General features: G+C 72.2%; 20 protein-coding genes. 17 read left to right on the forward strand and 3 right to left on the reverse strand.

Annotated features, from left to right (window positions below; genetic code table 11):
- Positions 1-75 precede the first annotated feature (75 nt).
- The 10 genes from ribD (at position 76) to OG373_RS31730 (ending at position 8,766) form a co-directional block, all read left to right on the forward strand.
- Positions 76-1,215: a bifunctional diaminohydroxyphosphoribosylaminopyrimidine deaminase/5-amino-6-(5-phosphoribosylamino)uracil reductase RibD gene (gene ribD / locus OG373_RS31685; protein WP_405441789.1), complete on the forward strand. Its 1,140-nt coding sequence runs from the start codon at positions 76-78 to the stop codon at positions 1,213-1,215.
- On the forward strand, positions 1,216-1,839 hold the full coding sequence (locus tag OG373_RS31690) for a riboflavin synthase (protein WP_405441791.1): 624 nt from the start codon (positions 1,216-1,218) through the stop codon (positions 1,837-1,839). It begins immediately after the preceding gene.
- The gene (locus OG373_RS31695) at positions 1,836-2,489 is read left to right on the forward strand and encodes a nicotinamide riboside transporter PnuC (protein WP_405441792.1); all 654 of its coding nucleotides are present in this window, start codon (positions 1,836-1,838) and stop codon (positions 2,487-2,489) included. The genes OG373_RS31690 and OG373_RS31695 overlap by 4 nt, the downstream gene beginning before the upstream one ends.
- A complete protein-coding gene (locus OG373_RS31700) occupies positions 2,486-3,775 on the forward strand; it encodes a bifunctional 3,4-dihydroxy-2-butanone-4-phosphate synthase/GTP cyclohydrolase II (RefSeq protein WP_405441793.1) in 1,290 nt (429 codons plus the stop codon). The genes OG373_RS31695 and OG373_RS31700 overlap by 4 nt, the downstream gene beginning before the upstream one ends.
- An 83-nt stretch (positions 3,776-3,858) precedes the next feature.
- On the forward strand, positions 3,859-4,344 hold the full coding sequence (ribH, locus tag OG373_RS31705; RefSeq protein WP_007262951.1) for a 6,7-dimethyl-8-ribityllumazine synthase: 486 nt from the start codon (positions 3,859-3,861) through the stop codon (positions 4,342-4,344).
- A 35-nt stretch (positions 4,345-4,379) separates the two neighbouring features.
- Positions 4,380-4,658, forward strand: coding sequence for a phosphoribosyl-ATP diphosphatase (locus tag OG373_RS31710; RefSeq protein ID WP_052875834.1), 279 nt, complete (start codon positions 4,380-4,382; stop codon positions 4,656-4,658).
- A 56-nt stretch (positions 4,659-4,714) separates the two neighbouring features.
- A complete protein-coding gene (gene hisG / locus OG373_RS31715) occupies positions 4,715-5,563 on the forward strand; it encodes an ATP phosphoribosyltransferase (RefSeq protein ID WP_397733474.1) in 849 nt (282 codons plus the stop codon).
- Positions 5,564-5,654: 91 nt separating this feature from the next.
- Positions 5,655-6,119, forward strand: coding sequence for a PH domain-containing protein (locus tag OG373_RS31720; protein ID WP_405441794.1), 465 nt, complete (start codon positions 5,655-5,657; stop codon positions 6,117-6,119).
- Between the two features lie 200 nt (positions 6,120-6,319).
- Complete coding sequence (locus tag OG373_RS31725) at positions 6,320-7,726, forward strand: hemolysin family protein (protein ID WP_405441795.1); 1,407 nt, start codon at positions 6,320-6,322, stop codon at positions 7,724-7,726.
- Entirely contained in the window at positions 7,723-8,766 is a 1,044-nt protein-coding gene (locus tag OG373_RS31730; RefSeq protein ID WP_405441796.1) for a hemolysin family protein, read from the forward strand. The genes OG373_RS31725 and OG373_RS31730 overlap by 4 nt, the downstream gene beginning before the upstream one ends.
- A gap of 139 nt (positions 8,767-8,905) precedes the next feature.
- Here the strand turns inward: OG373_RS31730 and OG373_RS31735 are convergent, their stop codons facing one another.
- Together OG373_RS31735 and OG373_RS31740 are read right to left on the reverse strand one after the other, a co-directional pair.
- Positions 8,906-10,825, reverse strand: coding sequence for an AAA family ATPase (locus OG373_RS31735; RefSeq protein WP_397733481.1), 1,920 nt, complete (start codon positions 10,823-10,825; stop codon positions 8,906-8,908).
- Between the two features lie 379 nt (positions 10,826-11,204).
- Positions 11,205-11,837 (reverse strand): uridine kinase, encoded by a 633-nt coding sequence (locus OG373_RS31740; protein WP_405441797.1) that lies wholly within the window; start codon positions 11,835-11,837, stop codon positions 11,205-11,207.
- 152 nt (positions 11,838-11,989) lie between these two features.
- Between OG373_RS31740 and OG373_RS31745 the strand changes: the two genes are divergently transcribed.
- The 7 genes from OG373_RS31745 to OG373_RS31775 all read left to right on the forward strand — a co-directional run bounded on the left by OG373_RS31745 (position 11,990) and on the right by OG373_RS31775 (position 19,552).
- Positions 11,990-13,360 carry a peptidase C39 family protein gene (locus OG373_RS31745; RefSeq protein ID WP_405441799.1) on the forward strand — a complete coding sequence of 457 codons (1,371 nt, stop codon included), beginning with the start codon at positions 11,990-11,992 and terminating at the stop codon, positions 13,358-13,360.
- 97 nt (positions 13,361-13,457) lie between these two features.
- Positions 13,458-13,889, forward strand: coding sequence for an SPW repeat protein (locus OG373_RS31750; protein ID WP_398675894.1), 432 nt, complete (start codon positions 13,458-13,460; stop codon positions 13,887-13,889).
- A gap of 210 nt (positions 13,890-14,099) precedes the next feature.
- A complete protein-coding gene (locus tag OG373_RS31755) occupies positions 14,100-14,252 on the forward strand; it encodes an SCO1431 family membrane protein (RefSeq protein WP_106977581.1) in 153 nt (50 codons plus the stop codon).
- A gap of 161 nt (positions 14,253-14,413) precedes the next feature.
- On the forward strand, positions 14,414-15,103 hold the full coding sequence (locus OG373_RS31760; RefSeq protein WP_405441801.1) for a TetR/AcrR family transcriptional regulator: 690 nt from the start codon (positions 14,414-14,416) through the stop codon (positions 15,101-15,103).
- A gap of 147 nt (positions 15,104-15,250) precedes the next feature.
- A complete protein-coding gene (locus OG373_RS31765) occupies positions 15,251-16,423 on the forward strand; it encodes an acyl-CoA dehydrogenase (protein WP_397733491.1) in 1,173 nt (390 codons plus the stop codon).
- 869 nt (positions 16,424-17,292) lie between these two features.
- Positions 17,293-18,426, forward strand: coding sequence for a hypothetical protein (locus OG373_RS31770; protein WP_405441803.1), 1,134 nt, complete (start codon positions 17,293-17,295; stop codon positions 18,424-18,426).
- Between the two features lie 34 nt (positions 18,427-18,460).
- Positions 18,461-19,552: a phosphotransferase family protein gene (locus OG373_RS31775; protein ID WP_405441804.1), complete on the forward strand. Its 1,092-nt coding sequence runs from the start codon at positions 18,461-18,463 to the stop codon at positions 19,550-19,552.
- 86 nt (positions 19,553-19,638) lie between these two features.
- On the opposite strand, the gene OG373_RS31780 is transcribed toward OG373_RS31775, so the two are convergent.
- Positions 19,639-20,118 carry a hypothetical protein gene (locus OG373_RS31780; RefSeq protein WP_405441805.1) on the reverse strand — a complete coding sequence of 160 codons (480 nt, stop codon included), beginning with the start codon at positions 20,116-20,118 and terminating at the stop codon, positions 19,639-19,641.
- Positions 20,119-20,235: the final 117 nt, after the last annotated feature.

The raw sequence follows: 20,235 nt of genomic DNA on the forward strand, positions 1-20,235 counted from the left end.
TTCCGGCCTCGGCGTCCCCCGTGTGCTGTACCGCTTCATCTGTCGTATCCCGACAGGCCCCGGAGTCCGTGCCCGATGAGGCAGGAGGACCCGGTGGCGACACACGCCGCGCACGCAGCACCCGACGCGGACACCCGTGCCATGCGACGGGCCATCGAGCTCGCCGCCCGCGGACTCGGCTCCACCAGCCCCAACCCCGTCGTCGGCTGCGTCATCACCGACGCCGCGGGCGCCGTCGTCGGCGAGGGCTGGCACGAGCGGGCCGGCGGCCCGCACGCCGAGGTCCACGCCCTGCGCACGGCAGGCACGGCCGCCCGCGGCGGCACCGCCTACGTCACCCTCGAACCCTGCAACCACACCGGCCGTACGGGGCCCTGCGCCCAGGCCCTCGCCGACGCCGGCATCACCCGCGTGGTCTACGCCGTCTCCGACCCGAACCCGCAGGCCAGCGGCGGCGCCACCACCCTGCGCGCAGCCGGGATCGACACCGCGGCCGGACTCCTCGCGGACGAGGCCGAGGCGGGCAACGCCGCCTGGCTGACCTCCGTACGCCTCGGCCGGCCGCACGTCACCTGGAAGTACGCCGCCACCCTCGACGGCCGCAGCGCCGCAGCCGACGGCAGCAGCCGCTGGATCACCTCCGCCGAATCCCGCGCCGACGTCCACCGGCTGCGGGCCGGCAGCGACGCCGTCCTCGTGGGCGGCGGCACCCTGCGCGCCGACGACCCGCACCTCGCGGTGCGCGGCGTCGAAGGCGCCACGCAACCCCTGCGGATCGCCCTCGACACCCGCGCCACGATCGCGGCGACCGCCCGCATCCTCGACGACGCCGCGCCCACCCTGCTCGTCGTCGGCGAGGACGCCGACACCCGGCACCTGACCGGCGTCGAACTGCTCCGGCTGCCCCTGCACGACGGCCGCATCGGCGTTCATGACCTCCTCACCCGCCTGTTCCTGCGCGGTGTGCGCTCCGTCCTGCTGGAAGGCGGCCCCACGCTGGCCGGCGCCTTCCTGGAGTGCGGCGCCGTCGACCGCGTCATCGGCTACCTCGCGCCGGCCCTGCTCGGTGCGGGCCCCGCGGCCCTCGCCGACGCCGGAATCAAGAACATCTCCGGTGCGTTGCGCCTCGACATCACCGAGGCCGTCCGCATCGGCCCCGATCTCCGCATCACCGCAGTCCCCGTCCCCGCCACCCCCGCCACCAAGGAGCACTGAGTGTTCACCGGAATCGTCGAAGAACTGGGCGAGGTCACCGCTGTCGAGCAGCTCCAGGAAGCCTCCCGCTTCCGGCTCCGCGGCCCACTCGTCACCGAGGGCGCCAAGCACGGCGACTCCATCGCGGTCAACGGCGTCTGCCTGACCGTCGTGGAGACCGCGGACGGCGAGTTCACCGCCGACGTCATGCAGGAGACCCTGAACCGCTCCAGCCTCGGCGCCCTGACCAAGGGCTCCCGGGTCAACCTGGAGCGTCCCATGGCCCTCGGCGGACGGCTCGGCGGCCACCTGGTCCAGGGACACGTGGACGGCACCGGCGAGATCCTCTCCCGGACCCCCTCGGAGCACTGGGAGATCGTCAAGGTCGCCCTCCCCGCGAACCTCTCCCGCTACGTGGTCGAGAAGGGCTCCATCACGGTCGACGGCGTCAGCCTCACCGTCGTCGAGGCCGCCGCCGACTGGTTCACCATCAGCCTCATCCCCACCACCCTGGCGCTGACCACCCTCGGCCACAAGCAGAGCGGCGACCCCGTCAACCTGGAGGTCGACGTCCTCGCGAAGTACGTCGAGCGCCTCCTGGCCGCCGGCGTGAACCCGCTGCACGCGACGGGAGAAACCCGGTGAGCGCCCTGACCTGGCTCAACGCGGAGGCCTTCACCGTCTTCGGGCAGAAGGTCATCTGGTCCGACATGATCGGCAACCTGATGGGCCTCGCCGCACTCGCCCTCGGCTGGCGCCGCTCCATATGGACCTGGCCCGCCCAGCTCCTCTCCGGCCTGATCCTCATCGCCGCCTACGCCTCCGCGCACCTCGCCGGCGGCGTCGGCAAGCAGCTCCTCGTCATCGGTGTGGCCGTGTGGGGCTGGCGCGCCTGGCAGCTCGGGCGCCAGAAGGCCCAGGACGGCTCGATCGCCGTGCGCACCGCCACCTGGAAGGAGCGCGGTCTGCTCCTGGCCGGTGCGGCGCTCGGCACCCTCGCCGTCGGCGGCCTCTTCACGCTCTTCCCGAACCTCTCGTGGAGCCCGTGGGCCGACGCGTACATCTTCGTCGGCACCATCGTCGCGATGGTCGCCCAGGCCCGCGGCCTCGTCGAGTTCTGGTTCGCCTGGCTCCTCGTCGACCTGGTCGGCGTACCCCTCGCCTTCAACAACGGACTGGCCTTCTCGGGCCTCGTCTACGTCGTCTACTTCGCCCTCGTGCTGTGGGGCGCCTACGACTGGTACCAGCGCTCCCGCACCACCCCCGCCCCGGCCCTGGAAGGAGCAACGGCATGACCAGCCTCAAGCCCGTGCCCGACATCCCCGAAGAGACCTTCCGCCTCGACCCCGTCGAGCAGGCCATCCGCGACATCGCGGCGGGCCGCCCCGTCGTCGTCGTCGACGACGAGGACCGCGAGAACGAGGGTGACCTCGTCATCGCCGCCGAGAAGGCCACCCCCGAGATCATCGCGTTCATGATGAGCGAGTGCCGCGGCCTGATCTGCGCCCCCATGGAGGGCGCCGAGCTGGACCGGCTCGAACTCCCCCAGATGGTCCAGAACAACACCGAGTCGATGAAGACCGCCTTCACCGTCTCCGTCGACGCGAGCGCCGCCCACGGCGTCTCCACCGGCATCTCGGCCGCCGACCGCGCCACCACCCTGCGCCTCCTCGCCGACGGAGTCTCCGAGCCCGGCGACTTCGTCCGCCCCGGCCACGTCTTCCCGCTGCGCGCCAAGCCCGGCGGCGTCCTGGTCCGCAACGGCCACACCGAGGCCGCCGTCGACCTGGCCCGCCTCGCGGGCCTGCGCCCGGCCGGTGCCATCGTGGAGATCGCCGGCGAGGACGGCGTCATGCTGCGCCTGCCCGAGCTGATCCCCTTCGCCCGCAAGCACGGCCTGACGATCATCTCCATCGAGGACCTGATCGCCTACCGCCGCTCCGCCGAGCCGACCGTGCGCCGCGAGGCCGAGGTCAGCCTGCCGACCGCCTTCGGCGAGTTCACGGCGTACGGCTACCGCTCCACCGTCGACGGCGTCGAGCACGTCGCCCTCGTCCACGGCGAGATCGGCGACGGTTCCGACATCCTCGTCCGGATGCACTCCGAATGCCTGACCGGCGACATCTTCGCCTCCCAGCGCTGCGACTGCGGCCCCCAGCTGCATGCCTCCATGGAACGCATCAAGGCCGAGGGCCGCGGCATCGTCGTCTACCTGCGAGGCCACGAGGGCCGCGGCATCGGACTCCTGTCCAAGCTGCGCGCGTACGAGCTCCAGGAGCGCGGCCGCGACACCCTCGACGCCAACCTGGAACTCGGCCTGCCCGCCGACGCCCGCGACTACGGCGCAGGCGCCCAGATCCTCGCCGACCTCGGCGTGCACGGCGTCCGCCTGATGACCAACAACCCCGAGAAGTCCGACGCCCTCGTCCGGCACGGCATCACGGTCACCAGCCGGGAGCCGATGCCGATCGAGGCCGGCGAGCACAACCTGCGGTACCTGCGCACCAAGCGGGACCGGATGGGCCACGACCTGCCCTGGCTGGACGGACCCGTCACCACCTCCGCCTGCGGCAACCAGTAGGCACGCACCACCACCCGTACGCATGTCCACCACCGGTTTCACCACCGGCCAACCACCGACACGAACCACCGAGGAGCAGAGCTGTGAGCGGCAAGGGCGCACCCGAACTGAGCGTGAAGAACTGCGGAGACCTCCGAGTCGCCGTGATCGCGGCCCAGTGGCACGAGAAGGTCATGGACGGACTGGTCGACGGAGCCCTGCGGGCCCTGCACGAGCTGGGCATCGACGAGCCCACCCTGCTCCGGGTCCCCGGCAGCTTCGAGCTCCCGGTCGTGGCGAAGGTACTGGCCGGTCGCGGTTACGATGCCATCGTCGCCCTCGGAGTGGTCATCCGCGGCGGCACCCCGCACTTCGACTACGTCTGCCAGGGCGTCACCCAGGGCCTGGTACAGGTGTCGATCGACACCGGAGTCCCCGTCGGCTTCGGTGTACTGACCTGCGACAACGACGAGCAGGCGCTGGACCGCGCCGGGCTCGAAGGGTCGAATGAGGACAAGGGGCACGAAGCGGTCACCGCCGCCGTCTCCACCGCCATGACCCTGCGGACCGTCAGCGAACCCTGGCGCTGAGTGGCGTAGGGGAACCCCGTATTCTGAGGACCATCATGGCGAACGAATCCTCCAAGACCTTCGAAGAGCTCTTCACCGAGCTCCAGGCCAAGGCCAACGGCGACCCCAGCACCTCCCGCACCGCCGAGCTCGTGGGCAAGGGCGTCCATGCCATCGGCAAGAAGGTCGTCGAGGAGGCCGCCGAGGTCTGGATGGCCGCCGAGTACGAGGGCAAGGAAGCCGCCGCCGAGGAGATCTCCCAGCTGCTCTACCACGTCCAGGTGATGATGGTGGCGCGCGGGATCTCCCTCGACGACGTCTACGCGCACCTCTGAGCCAGGCACGCACACCCCGCACGCAATCCGTACATCCACGCCCCAAAGGAAGCCCCATGCTGCGCATCGCCGTCCCCAACAAGGGTTCACTCTCCGGACCGGCGTCGGCGATGCTCCATGAGGCCGGCTACCGGATGCGCAAGGAGTCCAAGGAGCTCGTGGTCGTCGACCCCGAGAACGAGGTGGAGTTCTTCTACCTCCGCCCCAAGGACATCGCGATCTACGTCTCCTCGGGCCGCCTCGACATCGGCATCACCGGCCGCGACCTGCTGCTCGACTCCGGCGCCAGCGCCGAGGAGATCCTGCCGCTGAACTTCGGCCGCTCCACCTTCCGCTACGCCACCACCCCCGGCACGGCGAAGGGCCCCGAGGACTTCAACGGGATGACGATCGCGACCTCGTACGAGGGAATCGTCGCCAAGCACCTCGCCGAGCAGGGCATCGACGCCTCCGTCGTCCACCTCGACGGAGCCGTCGAGACCGCCATCCAGCTCGGCGTCGCCCAGATCATCGCGGACGTCGTCGAGACCGGCACCAGCCTGCGCAACGCCGGCCTGGAGGTCATCGGCGAGCCGATCCTCACCTCCGAGGCCGTCGTCATCCGCGGCAACGGCGCCGACGCCGACGACCCGCAGGTCCAGCAGTTCCTGCGCCGCCTGCAGGGCGTCCTGGTGGCCCGCAGCTACGTGATGATGGACTACGACTGCCGCGCCGAGCACCTGGAGCGCGCGGTCGCCCTCACCCCCGGCCTGGAGTCGCCGACCGTCTCCCCGCTGCACAACGAGGGCTGGGTCGCCGTCCGCGCGATGGTCCCCGCCAAGGAAGCCCAGCGGATCATGGACGACCTGTACGAGCTCGGCGCGCGCGCGATCCTCACCACCTCGATCCACGCCTGCCGCCTCTAGCCCGGCACCCCAGGCGGGAGCCCGGCGGCGTGCCGCACGCCGGGCCGCCGACCGCCCGACCCGCACGTCACCTCCAGAAGGCAACGCACCAATGGCCGAGTCCGCCGCCCAGCCCGTCACGCCCGCCCTGCCGGTCACCTTCCGGCCGACCCGCACCCGGGTCGTCCTGCTGGGCGTCGGCCTCGCCATGTTCACCACCATCACGGCGATCGCCGTGCTGCTGGAGAACCTCAGCCCCGGCGAGCGGATCAGCTTCGTCTTCACCGCCGTCCTGCTGAGCTCCGTACTCGTCCTGCTCAGCCGCCCCAAGGTGGTCGCGGACGAGGCCGGCGTCACCGTCGTCAACCTCACCACCACCCGGCGCCTGGAGTGGGCCCAGATCCTGCGGGTCAACCTCCGCCCCGGCGACCCGTGGGTCTTCCTCGACCTCAGCGACGGCACCAGCCTGCCCGCCCTCGGCATCCAGCCCGGGGTCGCCAAGCAGCAGGCGATCGGCGACGCACGCGCCCTGCGCACACTGGCCGAGGCGCGCGGAACGGGCCCGAACGACCACTGAGTCGGACCATCCTCGTGGCTGCGTACCGTTGCGGCCGGGAGCTCAATGACTACCCTGGTGGCGGGGCGCAGCTGTGCGCCCTCCCACCGGCCCCGGGACCTCGTGGCCCGTGGGCACCTGCGACTCGAGGAGTGACTCCCTCCAGCAATGGACGGATCGTCCGGTAGTACCCGCGCCGCCCTCCCCCCGGAGGCGGCGGCATGACCATCCCGCTACTTCTGCTCGCGGCGGCCTTCGCCCTCATCCTCGCCAACGGTTTCTTCGTGGCCGCCGAATTCGGCCTCGTCACCGTGGAGCGGGCCGAGGCCGAACGCGCCGCAGCCGACGGTGACCGCCGTGCCCGTACGGTGGTCAAAGCCCTTCGGGAGCTGTCCTTCCAGCTCTCCGGCACCCAGCTCGGCATCACCATCACCTCCCTCGTGGTCGGCATGCTCGCCGAGCCCGCCCTCGCCGCACTGCTGGCCGGGCCGCTCGCCGCGACCGGCCTCACCGGGGGAGCCGTCTCCGGCGTCGCCGTCGTCATCGGCATGCTGCTCGCCTCCGCCGTCCAGATGGTCGTCGGCGAGCTCGTCCCGAAGAACTGGGCGGTCTCCCGGCCGCTCCAGGTGGCCCGCTTCGTCGCCGGCCCCCAGCACGCCTTCTCCCGGGCCTTCCGGCCCGTGATCGCCGGTCTCAACGCCGTGGCCAACCGCCTCGTGCGCCTGCTCGGCGTGGAACCGACCGAGGAGATGGCCTCCGCGCGGACCCCCGGCGAACTGCTCTCCCTGGTCCGCCATTCGGCCCAGGCCGGCGCCCTGGAACAGGACACCGCCGACCTCTTCGTACGGACCCTCTCGCTGGGCGAGCTCACGGCCCAGCACGTCATGACCCCCCGGGTGAAGGTCAGCGCCCTGATGCACACGGCCACCGCGGCCGACGTGCTCAACCTGACCCGTGCCACGGGCCTGTCCCGGTTCCCGGTCTACCGCGACCGCATCGACGAGGTCACCGGCGTGGTCCACCTCAAGGACGCCCTCGCCGTGCCCGAGTCGGAGCGCGACCGCACGAGCGTGAGCCGGATCTGCGTCGCCCCGCTGCTGGTGCCCGGCTCCCTGCCGGTGCAGCCGCTGCTGGAGCGGCTGCGCAGCGAGCAGCCGATGGCCGTCGTCGTCGACGAGTACGGCGGCACCGCCGGAGTCGTCACGCTGGAGGACATCGTGGAGGAACTCGTCGGCGAGGTCCGCGACGAGCACGACTCCGCCGAGGACGACGGCCCCGAACTGGCCGCCGTACCGGCGGAGGACGGCCGCCCCTCCTGGGAGGCCGACGGCAGCTGCCGGGTGCAGACCCTGCGCCGGATAGGCCTCGAAGTGCCCGAGGGACCGTACGAGACCGTCGCCGGGCTCGTCGCCGACCTCCTCGGCCGGATCCCCGCCCCCGGGGACCGTGCCGAGCTCCCCGGCTGGAAGCTGTCCGTCCGCCGCGTCGGCCGCAACCGCGCCGAGCGCGTCCGGCTGGTCCGGCTGGCGGCGGTACCCGCGGCCGGTACGTACCGCCCGGCCTCCGCGGCCGACGGCGCGGCCGCGTTCGAACCCGAGCGGGCCGAGCTGGAAGGCGCCGCCCGATGAACGCGCTCCAGCTCCTGTTCGCCCTGCTGCTGGTCCTCGCCAACGGCTTCTTCGTCGGCGCCGAGTTCGCACTCGTCTCCGTACGGCGCAGCCAGATCGAGCCCCTCGCGGCCGAGTCCAAGCGGGCCCGCCAGGTGCTCCACGGCCTGGAGAACCTGCCCCGCATGATGGCTGCGGCGCAGTTCGGCATCACCATCTGCTCGCTCACCCTCGGCGCGGTCGCCGAGCCGACCGTGGCCCGGCTGCTGGAGCCCGTCTTCCACGCCGTCCACGTACCGCAGGGCCTGATCCACCCCCTCGGCTACGCGTTCGCGCTCAGCGCCGTGGTCTTCCTGCACCTGGTGATCGGCGAGATGGTGCCGAAGAACCTGGCCATGGCCGCCCCCGAGAAGACCGCCCTGTGGTTCAGCCCCGGCCTGGTCGCCTTCGCCCGCCTGTGCGGGCCGGTCACCACCGCGCTCGGCGCCTGCGCCAAGCTGGTCCTGAAGCTCTTCAAGGTGGAGCCCAAGGACGAGGTCGAGGCCGTCTACACCTCCGCCCAGCTGGGCCGGCTCCTCAAGGACTCCCGGCAGGCCGGGCTCCTGGAGCCGGTCGAGCAGGAGCGGTTGGAGGACGCACTGGAACTGGGCAGCCGCCCCGTCACCGACGTCCTCCTCGGCCCGGACCGGCTGGTCACGGTCGGCCCGGCGGTGACCCCGCGCCAGATCGAGCAGCTCACCGTGCGCACCGGGTACTCCCGTTTCCCCGTCCGCGCGGAGAGCGGCGCCTTCATGGGCTACCTGCACGTCAAGGACGTACTGGACCTGGAGGACCGGGAGCAGGCCGTGCCCCAGCGGGTCTGGCGCCGGATGACCACGCTGTGCGCCACCGTCCCGCTGGACGACGCCCTCGGCGTCATGCGCCGGGACGCCACCCACCTCGCGCAGGTCGCGGACCAGACCGGCCGGGTCCTGGGCCTGGTCGCCCTGGAGGACGTCCTGGAAATGCTGGTCGGCGAGGTCCGCGACCCGTCCCACCGGGTCCCGGCGGGCCGCATGTAGTCCAGTACGCGAGTACGCGAGTACGCGAGTACGAAGGGGCCGGAGTCGCCGCGCAGCGGCCATTGCGGCCCCTTCGGCGTTCGAGCGCGGGGTCCGGGGCCGAGCCCCCGGAACCGCCCGTGCAGCACGCCCGCGGCCCCTACAACGCCGGGGGATCGGGCCGCTCCTGAGGGCCGCGGCCCGACAGGACCTCCCCGTACGCCTGCATCAGGTCCGGCAGCCGGAGCGTGGCCAGGTCGTCCCGCGACGGCTCACCCGCGAAGCCCGCCAGCCGCAGGTCCCGGTACGCGCAGCTCTTCTCGTACAGGGTCCGCAGGAACCGGCCGTTGCCGAGCTCGTCGATCCAGCCCTGCTCCACCACGTGCCCGCTGATGCTGCGCAGCTCCTCCAGCGCCTCCTCGTCCCAGTGGTCTCCGTTCGCGTCCGCCAGCACCCCGCCGATCGCGGTCAGTTCCAGCGGCCGGTAGCTGGGGAAGTCCACCCGGGTGGTGAAGCGCGAGGACAGCCCCGGATTGGCGGCGAGCAGCCGGTCCATCCCGGCCGGGTAGCCCGCCAGGATCACCACCAGGTGGTCGCGGTTGTCCTCGGCCCGTTTCAGGAGCACCTGCAGGGCCTCGTCGCCGTATGCGTCGCCCTTGCTGTAGCCCGAGTTCGACAGCGAGTACGCCTCGTCGACGAACAGCACCCCGCCGATCGCCGAATCGATCAGCTCGTTCGCCTTCACCGCGGTCTGCCCGAGGAACTCGCCCACCAGATCTGCCCGCTGCGCCTCCACCAGATGATCACCGCCGAGCAGGCCCAGTGCGTAGAACACCCGGCCCAGGATCCTGGCGACCGTCGTCTTGCCCGTACCGGAGGGGCCGGAGAACACGAAATGCCGCTTCGGCGGCTGCACCGGCAGCCCCTGCCCCGCCCTCAGCCGCGCCATGTGCAGCTGGGCGGAGAGCGCCTTCACCTGCCGTTTGACCGGCTCCAGGCCCACCATCCGCTCCAGCTCCGCCAGAGCCTCGGCGAGCGCCGCCGGGTCCGCCGGCCCGGCCGGCAGCCCCTCGGGCGTGCCCTGCGGCGGGACGGGCGCCTTGCGCCGCGCCCCCTCCACCCGACCCGTCGGGGGAGTGGGCGGAGCCAGCGGATCCGGTTCCACCTGGCCGTCCGCCGCGATGTCCTGGACGGGCCCGCCGCCCAGCGCGACCGCCGCGAGGTCCCCGCCGGCCGGGGACGGGCCGTGCCCGGCGTATCCCCCGTACCCGGCGTATCCCGCAAGTCCCGCCAGATCGGCCACACCGTCCGTGTCGTCGCCGTCCTCGATGGCCGTCAGTCGGGCCGCGGTGTCCATGAACGAGGGATCCACCCGGTGCACCGCCCGGTACAGCGGCAGTGCCGCCGCCGTGCGCCCGGTGCCCTCCCGCGCCCGCGCCAGCCAGTACCGCAGTTCCTTGCGCTGGGGTTGCTCGCTGCGGCAACGCATCAGCGCCGCCGCCAGCATCGGCTCCGCCTGCCCGTACATCTCGAGCCGGACCCGCGCCATCCCGCCGAACAGCCCGGCCTCGATGCCCAGCAGCGGATCGTGCACCAGCGGCTCGGTGTGCCGGACCAGCTGCTCCCAGTCCTTGACCAGATAGGCGCGACAGGCGTGCAGGAACCGCACCTGCGCGTCGGTGTCCACCGGCGGCAGCGCGGCCAGCGCCTGGTCCAGCTCCGGCACGTGGCGGCCGTCCAGCCAGTGCGAGGCATGCGCGAGGAGCAGGTCCCGCCGGCTCTCCAGCACCGGCTGTACCCACCAGCCCAGCCAGTACCAGGAGTTCAGCGTCCGCCGGTGCCGGGCGCGCTGCTCGCCGAACCGGTCCCGGTGGGCGTACATGCGAAGTAACGCGTTGCCGGTGTCGACCCGGAGCGCGTGCAGGCCCAGCCATGCGTCGGCCATGGAGGGATCGAGTCGTACGGCCGCCCGGAACTCCTCCTCGGCCTGCGGATAGGCGCCCATCGTGCAGGCGTCGACCCCGCGCAGCCAGGCCAGTTCGGCCGGGGCGTGCATGCTGCCCGGCGTGCCGAAATCCATCACGTCCCCCACAAGCCTGCCCCCGTGGTGCGCGGCAACCCCTGTGACGAGCACATGAGTTGCCCACTGCGCCGATGAAATCAGGGCTGCATCGTACCCGCGGTCACGCACCTTACGTAGGGCGCGACGGGCCCGGTTCCGGCGTGCGCCCCCTCGGGCGTCCGGTGACTCAGGGTGAATGATCGGGGCGGGATCGGCCGGTGCGGCACCGCCGGCGAGGGGTCCGCGGGCAGAACGAAGCCCCCGATCACGGGGGAACAATCGGGGGCTTCGTGTCCGCGCCGGCCTGTGAAGGCCTCGCATTGAGAACGTAAGGCCGGTGCGGGCCCCGGGTCAAGCGGGTCGGCCCGGGCCCGGCGGCGTTGAATTCCGGGTCCGTTCAGGCCCGGGGGAGGTCGTCACGCCCGGTGACGGAAGTGGCGGTTCCCGCCGTCGCTCGGGTCCCGGAAGACCACTCGTATCCCGTACCGCTCTGGCGTACCAGGGTGTCGGCGAAGGAGCGCGAAGGGTCGTTGGAGAAGTGCGCGCGCTCCGCGCGCTCCCATCCGTCCCAGAAGTCGGAAAGTTCACGCCCGTCCCGGTTTCGCCCCCGCTGCCAGGACTCCTCGCGGGGCGTCTCCATCCACAGGAGCCGCGCCAGACGCGGGCGCAACGCCCGCCGCCCGGCTCCGACCCCCTCGACCAGCAGTACCGGAACGGGCTCCAGCACCCGCTCCGGCCCGAAGCGGCGCTCCACCCAGTCGTACGGGGCCCAGCGCGCGGGCCGTCCGGCGGCGAGCGGCTCCAGCACCTGCGCGCGCAGCCGCTCCTCCCAGCCGAACAGCTCCGCATGGGTGGCCACGTCGTCCAGGTGCAGCACGGGCGCCCCCAGCAGCTCGGCGAGCCGCCGCGCGAAGGTGCTCTTCCCCGATCCCGCGTGCCCGTCGATGCCGATCAGGCGCACCGGGCCGAGCGAGGGCGCCGAGGCCGCGAGCTCCCGTGCGAGTGACTCAAGTGACTGCTGTGGCTCCACCCGACCAGCGTAGACAAGCCCGACACGAGCCGTGGCTTCGGGCCGCCGAGGCCGGGAACTGGAAGGGTGATGCCACCCACGTGCCAGCCACGCGCCAGCCACGAGCCGCCGAAGTGCCGCCGGAACGCCGACCCACCCTGGGGGAACCCGCGATGACCGAACCCACGCCGCGCAGGGCCGTACTCGTCGCCGCACTGGCGGTGGCCGCCGCGGCCACCGCCGCCACCGTCCCCGGGGGCAGCGCCTCGGCGGCCACCCCCGCGGCCCCGCGGCTGCCGGGCCCCACCGTCGACAACCGCTTCTGGTACTCCTACGCCCACTGGCTCGCCGGCACCCACCGGGGCACCACCGCCGTCGGCGGCTCCCGCCCCGGCCTGGAGATCGCGGCGGCCGTCGGCCGCACCGAGTACGCCGACCCGCACACCGGGCGCAAGACCACCTGGGAGTACGCCACCTGGACCTCTCCGGTGCACCGCTCCACGGTGCCCGCCACCGAGGCCATCGCCTCCTGGAACGCCCGGACCCCGGCCGGTACCTGGATCCAGATCGAACTGCGCGGCACCTACACCGACGGCACCCCCACCCCCTGGTACGTGATGGGCCGCTGGGCCTCGGGCGACGGCGACATCCGCCGCACCTCGGTGGACGGCCAGACCGACGGAAGGTCCACCGTCTGGACCGACACCCTGGCCCTCGACACCCCGGCCGCGACCGCCGGCCTGCGGATCGCGGCCTGGCAGCTCCGGCTCACCCTCCACCGGCAGCCGGGCGCCGAGCGCGGCCCCACCGTACGGCTCGCCGGCGCCATGGTCTCCGACGTGCCGGACCGCTTCACCGTCGCCGCCTCCGCGCCCGCCGCCCGCAGCGCCCACGAGCTGAAGGTCCCGCGCTACTCGCAGGAGGTCCACGCCGGCCAGTACCCCGAGTACGACAACGGCGGCGAGGCCTGGTGCAGCCCCACCTCCTCCCAGATGATCATCGAGTACTGGGGCGGCAAGCCCGCCCCCTCCGCCCTGACCTGGGTCAATCCGGGGTACGCCGACCCGCAGATCTGCCACGCGGCCCGCTCCACCTACGACGCCGCCTACAAGGGCTGCGGGAACTGGCCCTTCAACGCCGCCTACGCCGCCACCTACCACGGGCTCGCCGGAGTCGTCACCCGCCTCACCTCCCTGACCGACCTGGAGACCCTGGTCCGGGCCGGCATCCCGGCCATCACCTCCCAGTCGTTCCGCCCGGAGGAGCTCACGGGCGCGGGCTACGGGACCGCCGGCCACCTGATGACCGTCATCGGCTTCACCGCCGCCGGGGACGTGATCGCCAACGACCCCAACTCGCCCGACAACCCCGCGGTGCGCCGCGTCTACCGCCGCGCCGAGTGGGAGAACATCTGGCTGCGCACCAAGCGCACGGGCGTCTCCGGCAAGGTCACCTCGGGTTCCGGTGGCATCTGTTACCTCTACGCCCCGGCCCTCCCGAACCGGGCACAGATCCGCGCGCTGCGGGCGGTGGGGGTGCTGTGAGGGGCCACGAATTTCCCCGTTGACCAAGCGGCACGGGTAAGCGGAACATAGTGGGGTAAATGGCACATAAAGGCTTCTCAGTAGGAGGCGGCCCGCCATGACCACCCATCCCAGCATCGAGCACCACCCCGACCTCGCCGAGATGCGTACCCGGTTCGAGCGGGTGACCAGCACCCCCCGCGCGCAGGCCGTCGAAGCGCTGGCCCTGATCACGGGCCTGTACCTGGCCGCCTCGCCGTGGATCGCAGGATTCAGCGGCCTCACCCCGCTGGCCATCAACAACCTGATCGCCGGCCTGGCCTTCTGCCTGTGCATGGGCGGTCTGGGTTCCGCCTACGAGCGCACCCACGCGATGGCGTGGACGGCGGTCGCCCTCGGCGCGTGGACGATCATCGCCCCGTGGGCCATCGCCGGCGAGATGGACACGACGCGAACGGTGGTCAGCAATGTGATCGCCGGAGGTGTCGCGCTGTGCCTCGGCCTCGCGATGGCGGCCATGGCCGGCCGCAACCGCGAGTCCCGCGTCTGACCGGGGCGCCGGAGCAAGGCGCCGGAAGCCGGATGTGTGAGCGTGCCGGGTCCCGACCGAGCAGGCCGGGGCCCGGCCGTCTGCCGTCCGGGCCGCATGGCCGGCTGTCCGCCCCTGTTCGCCCTGTCCGGATCTGTCGGATTTCGCGTGACGCATGCCACCCAGGGCGTATCTACCGTGAAAGCCGCGAACGCTGGCACATTGGACGCCATGACTGCCGACAGCGCCGCCCCCACCGCCGCCCCCCGGAACCTCGTCCGTACCGGAGGTCCCAAGGACGACTCCTCCTGGCTGGAGCACGTGCTCGGCTGGACCCTCGTGGTCGTCGTCGCCATGTTCGTCACCCAGATCGGCTGGCTCTGAGCCCCTCCCGGACGCCCGGGATCACGACGCCGCCGGCCGCGGCCCTTCGGTGACGACCGCATCCGGGGTCGCGAGCACCTGCTTCGCGCTCGCCCCGTGAGGGCGAAGCCGGGTCTGCCATACTGCGGGCATTCTGTGGCAGTTCGAGACCAGGGCTGAATTTGAATAATAGTCAACAGCGCGGAACGACCGGGCGATCCCAGGTGCGCAGGGCCGAACTCATAGCGACCGGGCGCAAGTTGTTCGCCGACACCTCGTACGACGCGCTCTCCATGGACGACATCGCCAAACAGGCGGGCGTCGCCAAGGGCTTGATCTACTACTACTTCACCAGCAAGCGCGGCTACTACCTCGCCATCGTCGAGGACTCCGTCGCCGAACTCGTCGCCCGCGCCGGCGGCGACACCGACCTCCCGGGCGTGGAGCGCGTCCGCCGCACCATCGACGGCTACCTGTACTACGCCGAGCACCACCGCGCCGCCTACCGCACCATCGTCACCGGCGGCGTCGGATCCGACGCCGAGGTGCTCGCCATCCGCGACTCCGTCCGCGAGGAGCTCGTCGCCACCATCGCCGAAGGCGCGTACGGACGCCGCACCCTCCCCCCGATCGCCCGGCTCGCCCTCGTGGGCTGGCTCTCCGGGGTCGAGGGAACCACCCTGGCCTGGATCGGTGCACTGGGCGCCCCGGACCAGCCCGACCGCGCCGAGCTCGGAGCCCTGCTGGTACGCCAGCTGCGCGCGACACTGACGGTGATCGAGGAGTTCGTCCCGGAGTGTCCGGCACCTCCCGCTCTCGAGGAGCCCTCCGATCAGCGCAGTGATCTTGCACCGGTGACGGGAAGCCCCTGATCGGGCATACTCAACCCGCCGCAGCCACTGAACAGCCCCTTCCGTGATCCGGGAGGGCAACATCGGCTGTGGGAATACCGAGACCCGGCGCCGCGTCCCACACCTCACGCGACGCCGCCGTGCCCGACCAGGGAGGAGAGCGCCGCCATGACAGACCGCGCCCCGCAGCCGGTGGACCGACAGCTGCCCACCGAGGAGTCCCGGGACCTCCTCGCCCTCGTACGCGAGATCGCGCAGCGCGAGATCCGCCCCAGGGCAGCCGAGGAGGAGGACTCCGGCCGGTTCCCGCGCGAGGTCTTCACCCTGCTCTCCGAGGCCGGCCTGCTCGGCCTTCCGTACCCCGGGGAATTCGGCGGCGGCGAGCAGCCGTACGAGGTCTACCTCCAGGTCCTCGAGGAGCTGGCCGCGGCCCGCCTCACCGTCGGGCTCGGCGTCAGCGTGCACTCCCTGGCCTGCCACGGACTCGCCGGCTACGGCACCAAGGAGCAGCAGAGCGCCCACCTGCCCGAGATGCTCGGCGGCGGCCTGCTGGGCGCCTACTGCCTCTCCGAGCCGGCCGCCGGCTCCGACGCCGCCTCCCTCACCACCAAGGCGGTGCGCGACGGCGACGACTGGATCATCACCGGCACCAAGGCCTGGATCACCCACGGCGGGGTCGCCGACTTCTACACCGTCCTCGCGCGCACCGGCGCCCAGGGCCCCAAGGGCATCACGGCCTTCCTCGTCCCCGGGGACGCCGAGGGCCTGACCGCGGCCGTGCCCGAGAAGAAGATGGGCATGAAGGGCTCGCCCACCGCCCAGCTGCACTTCGACGGCGTACGGATCCCCGACGCCCGCCGCATCGGCGAGGAGGGGCAGGGCTTCACCATCGCCCTGGCCGCGCTCGACGCGGGGCGCCTGGGCATCGCCGCCTGCGCCATCGGCGTGGCCCAGGCCGCACTGGACGAGGCACTGGCGTACGCACTGGACCGCAAGCAGTTCGGGCACCCGATCGCGGACTTCCAGGGGCTGCGCTTCATGCTGGCGGACATGGCCACCAAGATCGAGGCGGGCCGGGCGCTGTACCTCGCGGCGGCGCGGCTGCGCGACGCGGGCAAGCCGTTCTCCCGCCAGGCGGCCATGGCCAAGCTGTTCTGCACGGACGCCGCGATGTCCGTCACCACGGACGCGGTGCAGGTCCTCGGCGGATACGGCTACACGGCGGACTTCCCCGTCGAGCGGCTGATGCGGGAGGCGAAGGTGCTCCAGATCGTGGAGGGCACCAACCAGATCCAGCGCATGGTCATCGCCCGCCACCTGGCGGGCCCGGAGACGCGCTGACCGCGGTCAGTACAGCCCGCTGCTCGTGGTGGGCCAGACCGGGGAGGACGTGAGCCGCGACCACTCCGGATCACGCCGGCCGGGCAGAGTCCGGCCGGCGTCGGCCCACCGCGCCAGCAGATCCCGGTAGATCGGCGGATCCGGAGCCTGCTGCGGTTGCTCGCGCGGACGCTGAACCGATTCTTCGAAACCCGGTGGCACCGGGCGACGCCTTCGGCCCGTTGAAGACTGAAGCATGGTCATACCCGGCCAACGCGGAACCGAAGGCCCGGGTAATCGCCGCCGGGGTGCGCCTATCCGTTCGAGGTGTCGCCGGGGGCGGGGGTGCGGCGGGGCTTCGGGGGCGGGGTGCGGTCGGGCGGGGGCGGTGACGTTCGGGGCGGCTTCGGTGGGCGGGGTCCACTAGGGCGGTGGTCAGAGACGTGTATGGGGGTTTCCCGCCAGTCTCTTCGTCTCTCCGTGTCGTGCCGGTCCCTCAAGGGCGCTCCTCCTTCGTCGTCGTGTCGCTGCGCTCCACCCTTGACCGACCGTCCCGCCCCGGAAAGTCGAAGACTGGCGGGAAACCCCCATACACGTCTCTGACTGCCGCCCGAGTGGACCCGCATACCGAAGTCCCCCCGCATCCCCCCGGTCCGGTCTGCCCGGCCCCCGCTGCCGGAGTCGCCCCGCGCCCCTCCAGCCGCCGCGCCCTCCCCGCCCCGCCCCCGCCCGGCGGACCCCGGCGTAGCGCGCCGTTCTGTCACACCGTGCCAGAAGGGTGGCCCCGGGGCTGGTTTCTGACGTACCGTCATATCCGCTTGAACCGCCCCTCGAAGCCGTCCCGAAGCCGTCCCATCGCGCCCTGAAGCTGCCCGTCCAGGAGGTTCGCCATGCCCGCCGACCGGCCCGTCGCGCTCGACGAATACCCCATCCACCAGGCTCCCTTGTCGATGAAGCACGTTGTCAGCGGTGACCGGAACGCCTACGACCGCTGCATCTTCCACGTCTTCGACCACGCCGGCCGCGCCGTCCTGATACTCGGCCTCGGCGTCTACCCCAACGCCGGGGTCATCGATGCCTACGCCACCCTCCGCATCGGCGACGAGCTCCTCGCCGTCCGGGCCTCCGACGCCCTCACCGACGACCGGATGAGCCTCTCGGTGGGACCCCTGTCCATCACCGTCGACGTGCCGCTCAGGCAGCTCACGCTGCGCTGCGCTCCCGATCCGGCAGACCCGCACGGGCTTTCGTACGACATCACCTGGACCGCCGAGTTCCCTGCCGTCTGGGAGCCGCACCACGTCCAGCGGCGCGGTGACCGCCTCATGCTGGAGGGTCGCCGCTTCGTCCAGGCCGGCCAGGTCACCGGCTCGATCCGGGCCAAGGGCGAGGAGTTCGTCCTGACGCCCGGGGAGTGGACCGGTACCCGGGACCGGAGTTGGGGCGTGCGGCCGATTCCCGGGGAGGAGGGAGGCCGCGCGGCTGAGGAGTACCGGCCCGAGGGCTTCCACTGGCTGTGGATCCCGGTCCGCTTCGAGGACCGCTTCGTCATGGTCGTCGCCCAGGAGGACGCCGACGGCCACCGCACCCTGAACGAAGCCGTGCAGGTCTTCCCCGAGAGCAGTGGGCGCCGCGACGTCCAACTCGGCTGGCCGCACACCGAGATCCGCTACCGGCCCGGCAGCCGGCACCCCGAGCGGGCCGTCATCCACCTCACCGACCCCTCCCGCAAGCCCCTGGAGCTGGGCGTGGAGATCCTGAACTCCTCCCCGCTCGCCGTCGGTGCCGGTTACCCCCCCGCCGGTGACTGGCAGCACGGCACCTGGCAGGGCCGCGGCTGGAGCGACCGCCGCGTCTACGACCTCTCCGACCCCGCGGCACACCCGATGGCCGCCTTCGGGGTGACCGACCACTCGGCCCGGTTCACCCTCGACGGCCGGATCGGGCACGGCATCTTCGAGCACGGCAGCTTCGGGCGCCACGACCCGAGCGGATTCGCCGACTACTCCTCCGTCGCCCAGTAGGTCCGGTACGAGCAGCAGGAAAAGGGGATCGACCATGGCCACCGCACCACGTCCGCGTACCTCGACCCGGGAGCCCGAGGAGCTCGGCCGCCGTCTCGCCGCCTGGCTGGACACCCGGCTCCCCGGCGCGAAGGTCACCAACGTCTCCGTCCCCGGGTCGAACGGGATGTCCAGCGAGACCCTGCTCTTCGACATAGAGCACCCGGACACACCGCTGCGCGCCTGCGCGCTGCGGCTCGCCGCCGACCCGGCCGCCTACACGGTGTTCCCGACCTACGACATGCCGCGCCAGCACCGCGTGATGAGCCTGGTCGCCCGGCACACGGACCTGCCCGTCCCTCGGGTGCAGTGGCTGGAGGAGGATCCGGGGCCGCTGGGGGCGCCGTTCTTCGTGATGGCCCGTGCGGAGGGGCGGGTACCGCCCGATGTGATGCCGTACACCTACGAGGGCAACTGGCTGCACGCCGCCACCGATGCCCAGCGCGCCGCCCTCCAGGAGGCGAGCATCGGGCTGCTGGCCCGTCTGCACGACCAGTTTCCGTCCAAGGAGGCCGAGTTCCTCCTCCCCGAGGGCGAGGGCACGCCCCTGCGCCGGCACGTGGACGCCCAACGCGCCTACTACTCCTGGGTGGTGGGCGGACTCGCCCCGTCGCCGCTCATCGAGCGGGCGTTCGCACGACTGGAGGAGCTGTGGCCGCAGGACGAGGGCCCCGCAGTCCTCAACTGGGGCGACGCCCGCATCGGCAACGTCATCTACGACGGATTCGCGCCGGTGGCCGTCCTGGACTGGGAGATGGCCGCCTATGCCCCGCGCGAGGTGGACCTCGGCTGGACGGTCTACCTGCACCGGTTCTTCCAGGACCTCACCGTCGGCTTCGGCCAGCCCGGCCTGCCGGACTTCCTGCGCCGCGAGGACCTGGAGCGCAGGTACGCCGAGCTCACCGGGCACACGCCGCGGGACATGGAGTTCCACACGCTGTACGCGGCCCTGCGGCACGGGATCGTGATGCTCCGCATCGCCTACCGGCAGGCCCACTTCGGCGAGGTCGAGGTCCCGACGGATCCCGACAGTCTGATCCTGCACCACGCAAGCCTGGCCGCCATGGTGCAGGGAACCTACTGGTAGACAGGCGCGCGGAGCAGGGGAGCCGGCGCGTGGGGGAGCAGGGTGGGGGAAGGGTGCCCGGCGGCCGTCAGGCCGCCCGGGCCGCCTCAGGCCGCCTGGGCGTGCTGCTGCCGCGTCTGTGCCTGCTGGCGCGGCAGTACGGGGCTCACGACACGGACCGGACGCGAGCCCGGACCGCCGACGTGCGAGAAGGGCTGCGTCCGCCAGTCCAGCCCCTGGGGCAGGGCCGACAGGACGACGGATTCGAGTTCCGGCGCCTCCACCGGCTGGATCATGCCCACGGTGGGCAGCGCGTCGCTCGCGGGCCGCCCGGTGCCCGCGCACACGGTGAGGCCGAAGGGGTTCCAGGGGGACAGGCAGAGGGCGTGCTGGGGCAGGTACTCCTCGTCCGCGACGAGGGCGATCGACTGGCCGCAGTCGGGGCAGATGGCGTGGTGGATCTCGAACCCCTCGATCTCGTCGAGGTACTCGCCCTCCGCGCCGTCGTCCGGGTAGGTGCCGTCCGCGGAATCGAGCAGTTCCAGGGGCTCCGGTTCGGTGCGACCGGCGCGCTTGGTATTCAGCATGGATGTACTCCCCCTTGGGTGGGCCGGGCGGGCAGGTTCTTCGGCCTCGGCCACAGCAACCAATTCCCGTCGAGCGTCACGAGTAACCACAACAGACAGGCCTCCACCTGCATACCC

This window comes from Streptomyces avidinii, from assembly GCF_045161815.1.
GTDB lineage: Bacteria > Actinomycetota > Actinomycetes > Streptomycetales > Streptomycetaceae > Streptomyces > Streptomyces avidinii.

Coding starts and splice junctions, on each gene's coding strand:
- OG373_RS31735 (WP_397733481.1), bottom strand. CDS start 10,825: ATGGATTTCGGCACGCCGGGCAGCATGCACGCCCCGGCCGAACTGGCC.
- OG373_RS31725 (WP_405441795.1), top strand. CDS start 6,320: ATGACCATCCCGCTACTTCTGCTCGCGGCGGCCTTCGCCCTCATCCTC.
- OG373_RS31755 (WP_106977581.1), top strand. CDS start 14,100: ATGACTGCCGACAGCGCCGCCCCCACCGCCGCCCCCCGGAACCTCGTC.
- OG373_RS31770 (WP_405441803.1), top strand. CDS start 17,293: ATGCCCGCCGACCGGCCCGTCGCGCTCGACGAATACCCCATCCACCAG.
- OG373_RS31700 (WP_405441793.1), top strand. CDS start 2,486: ATGACCAGCCTCAAGCCCGTGCCCGACATCCCCGAAGAGACCTTCCGC.
- OG373_RS31750 (WP_398675894.1), top strand. CDS start 13,458: ATGACCACCCATCCCAGCATCGAGCACCACCCCGACCTCGCCGAGATG.
- OG373_RS31765 (WP_397733491.1), top strand. CDS start 15,251: ATGACAGACCGCGCCCCGCAGCCGGTGGACCGACAGCTGCCCACCGAG.
- OG373_RS31745 (WP_405441799.1), top strand. CDS start 11,990: ATGACCGAACCCACGCCGCGCAGGGCCGTACTCGTCGCCGCACTGGCG.
- OG373_RS31720 (WP_405441794.1), top strand. CDS start 5,655: ATGGCCGAGTCCGCCGCCCAGCCCGTCACGCCCGCCCTGCCGGTCACC.
- ribD (WP_405441789.1), top strand. CDS start 76: ATGAGGCAGGAGGACCCGGTGGCGACACACGCCGCGCACGCAGCACCC.
- OG373_RS31710 (WP_052875834.1), top strand. CDS start 4,380: ATGGCGAACGAATCCTCCAAGACCTTCGAAGAGCTCTTCACCGAGCTC.
- hisG (WP_397733474.1), top strand. CDS start 4,715: ATGCTGCGCATCGCCGTCCCCAACAAGGGTTCACTCTCCGGACCGGCG.
- OG373_RS31730 (WP_405441796.1), top strand. CDS start 7,723: ATGAACGCGCTCCAGCTCCTGTTCGCCCTGCTGCTGGTCCTCGCCAAC.
- OG373_RS31780 (WP_405441805.1), bottom strand. CDS start 20,118: ATGCTGAATACCAAGCGCGCCGGTCGCACCGAACCGGAGCCCCTGGAA.
- OG373_RS31775 (WP_405441804.1), top strand. CDS start 18,461: ATGGCCACCGCACCACGTCCGCGTACCTCGACCCGGGAGCCCGAGGAG.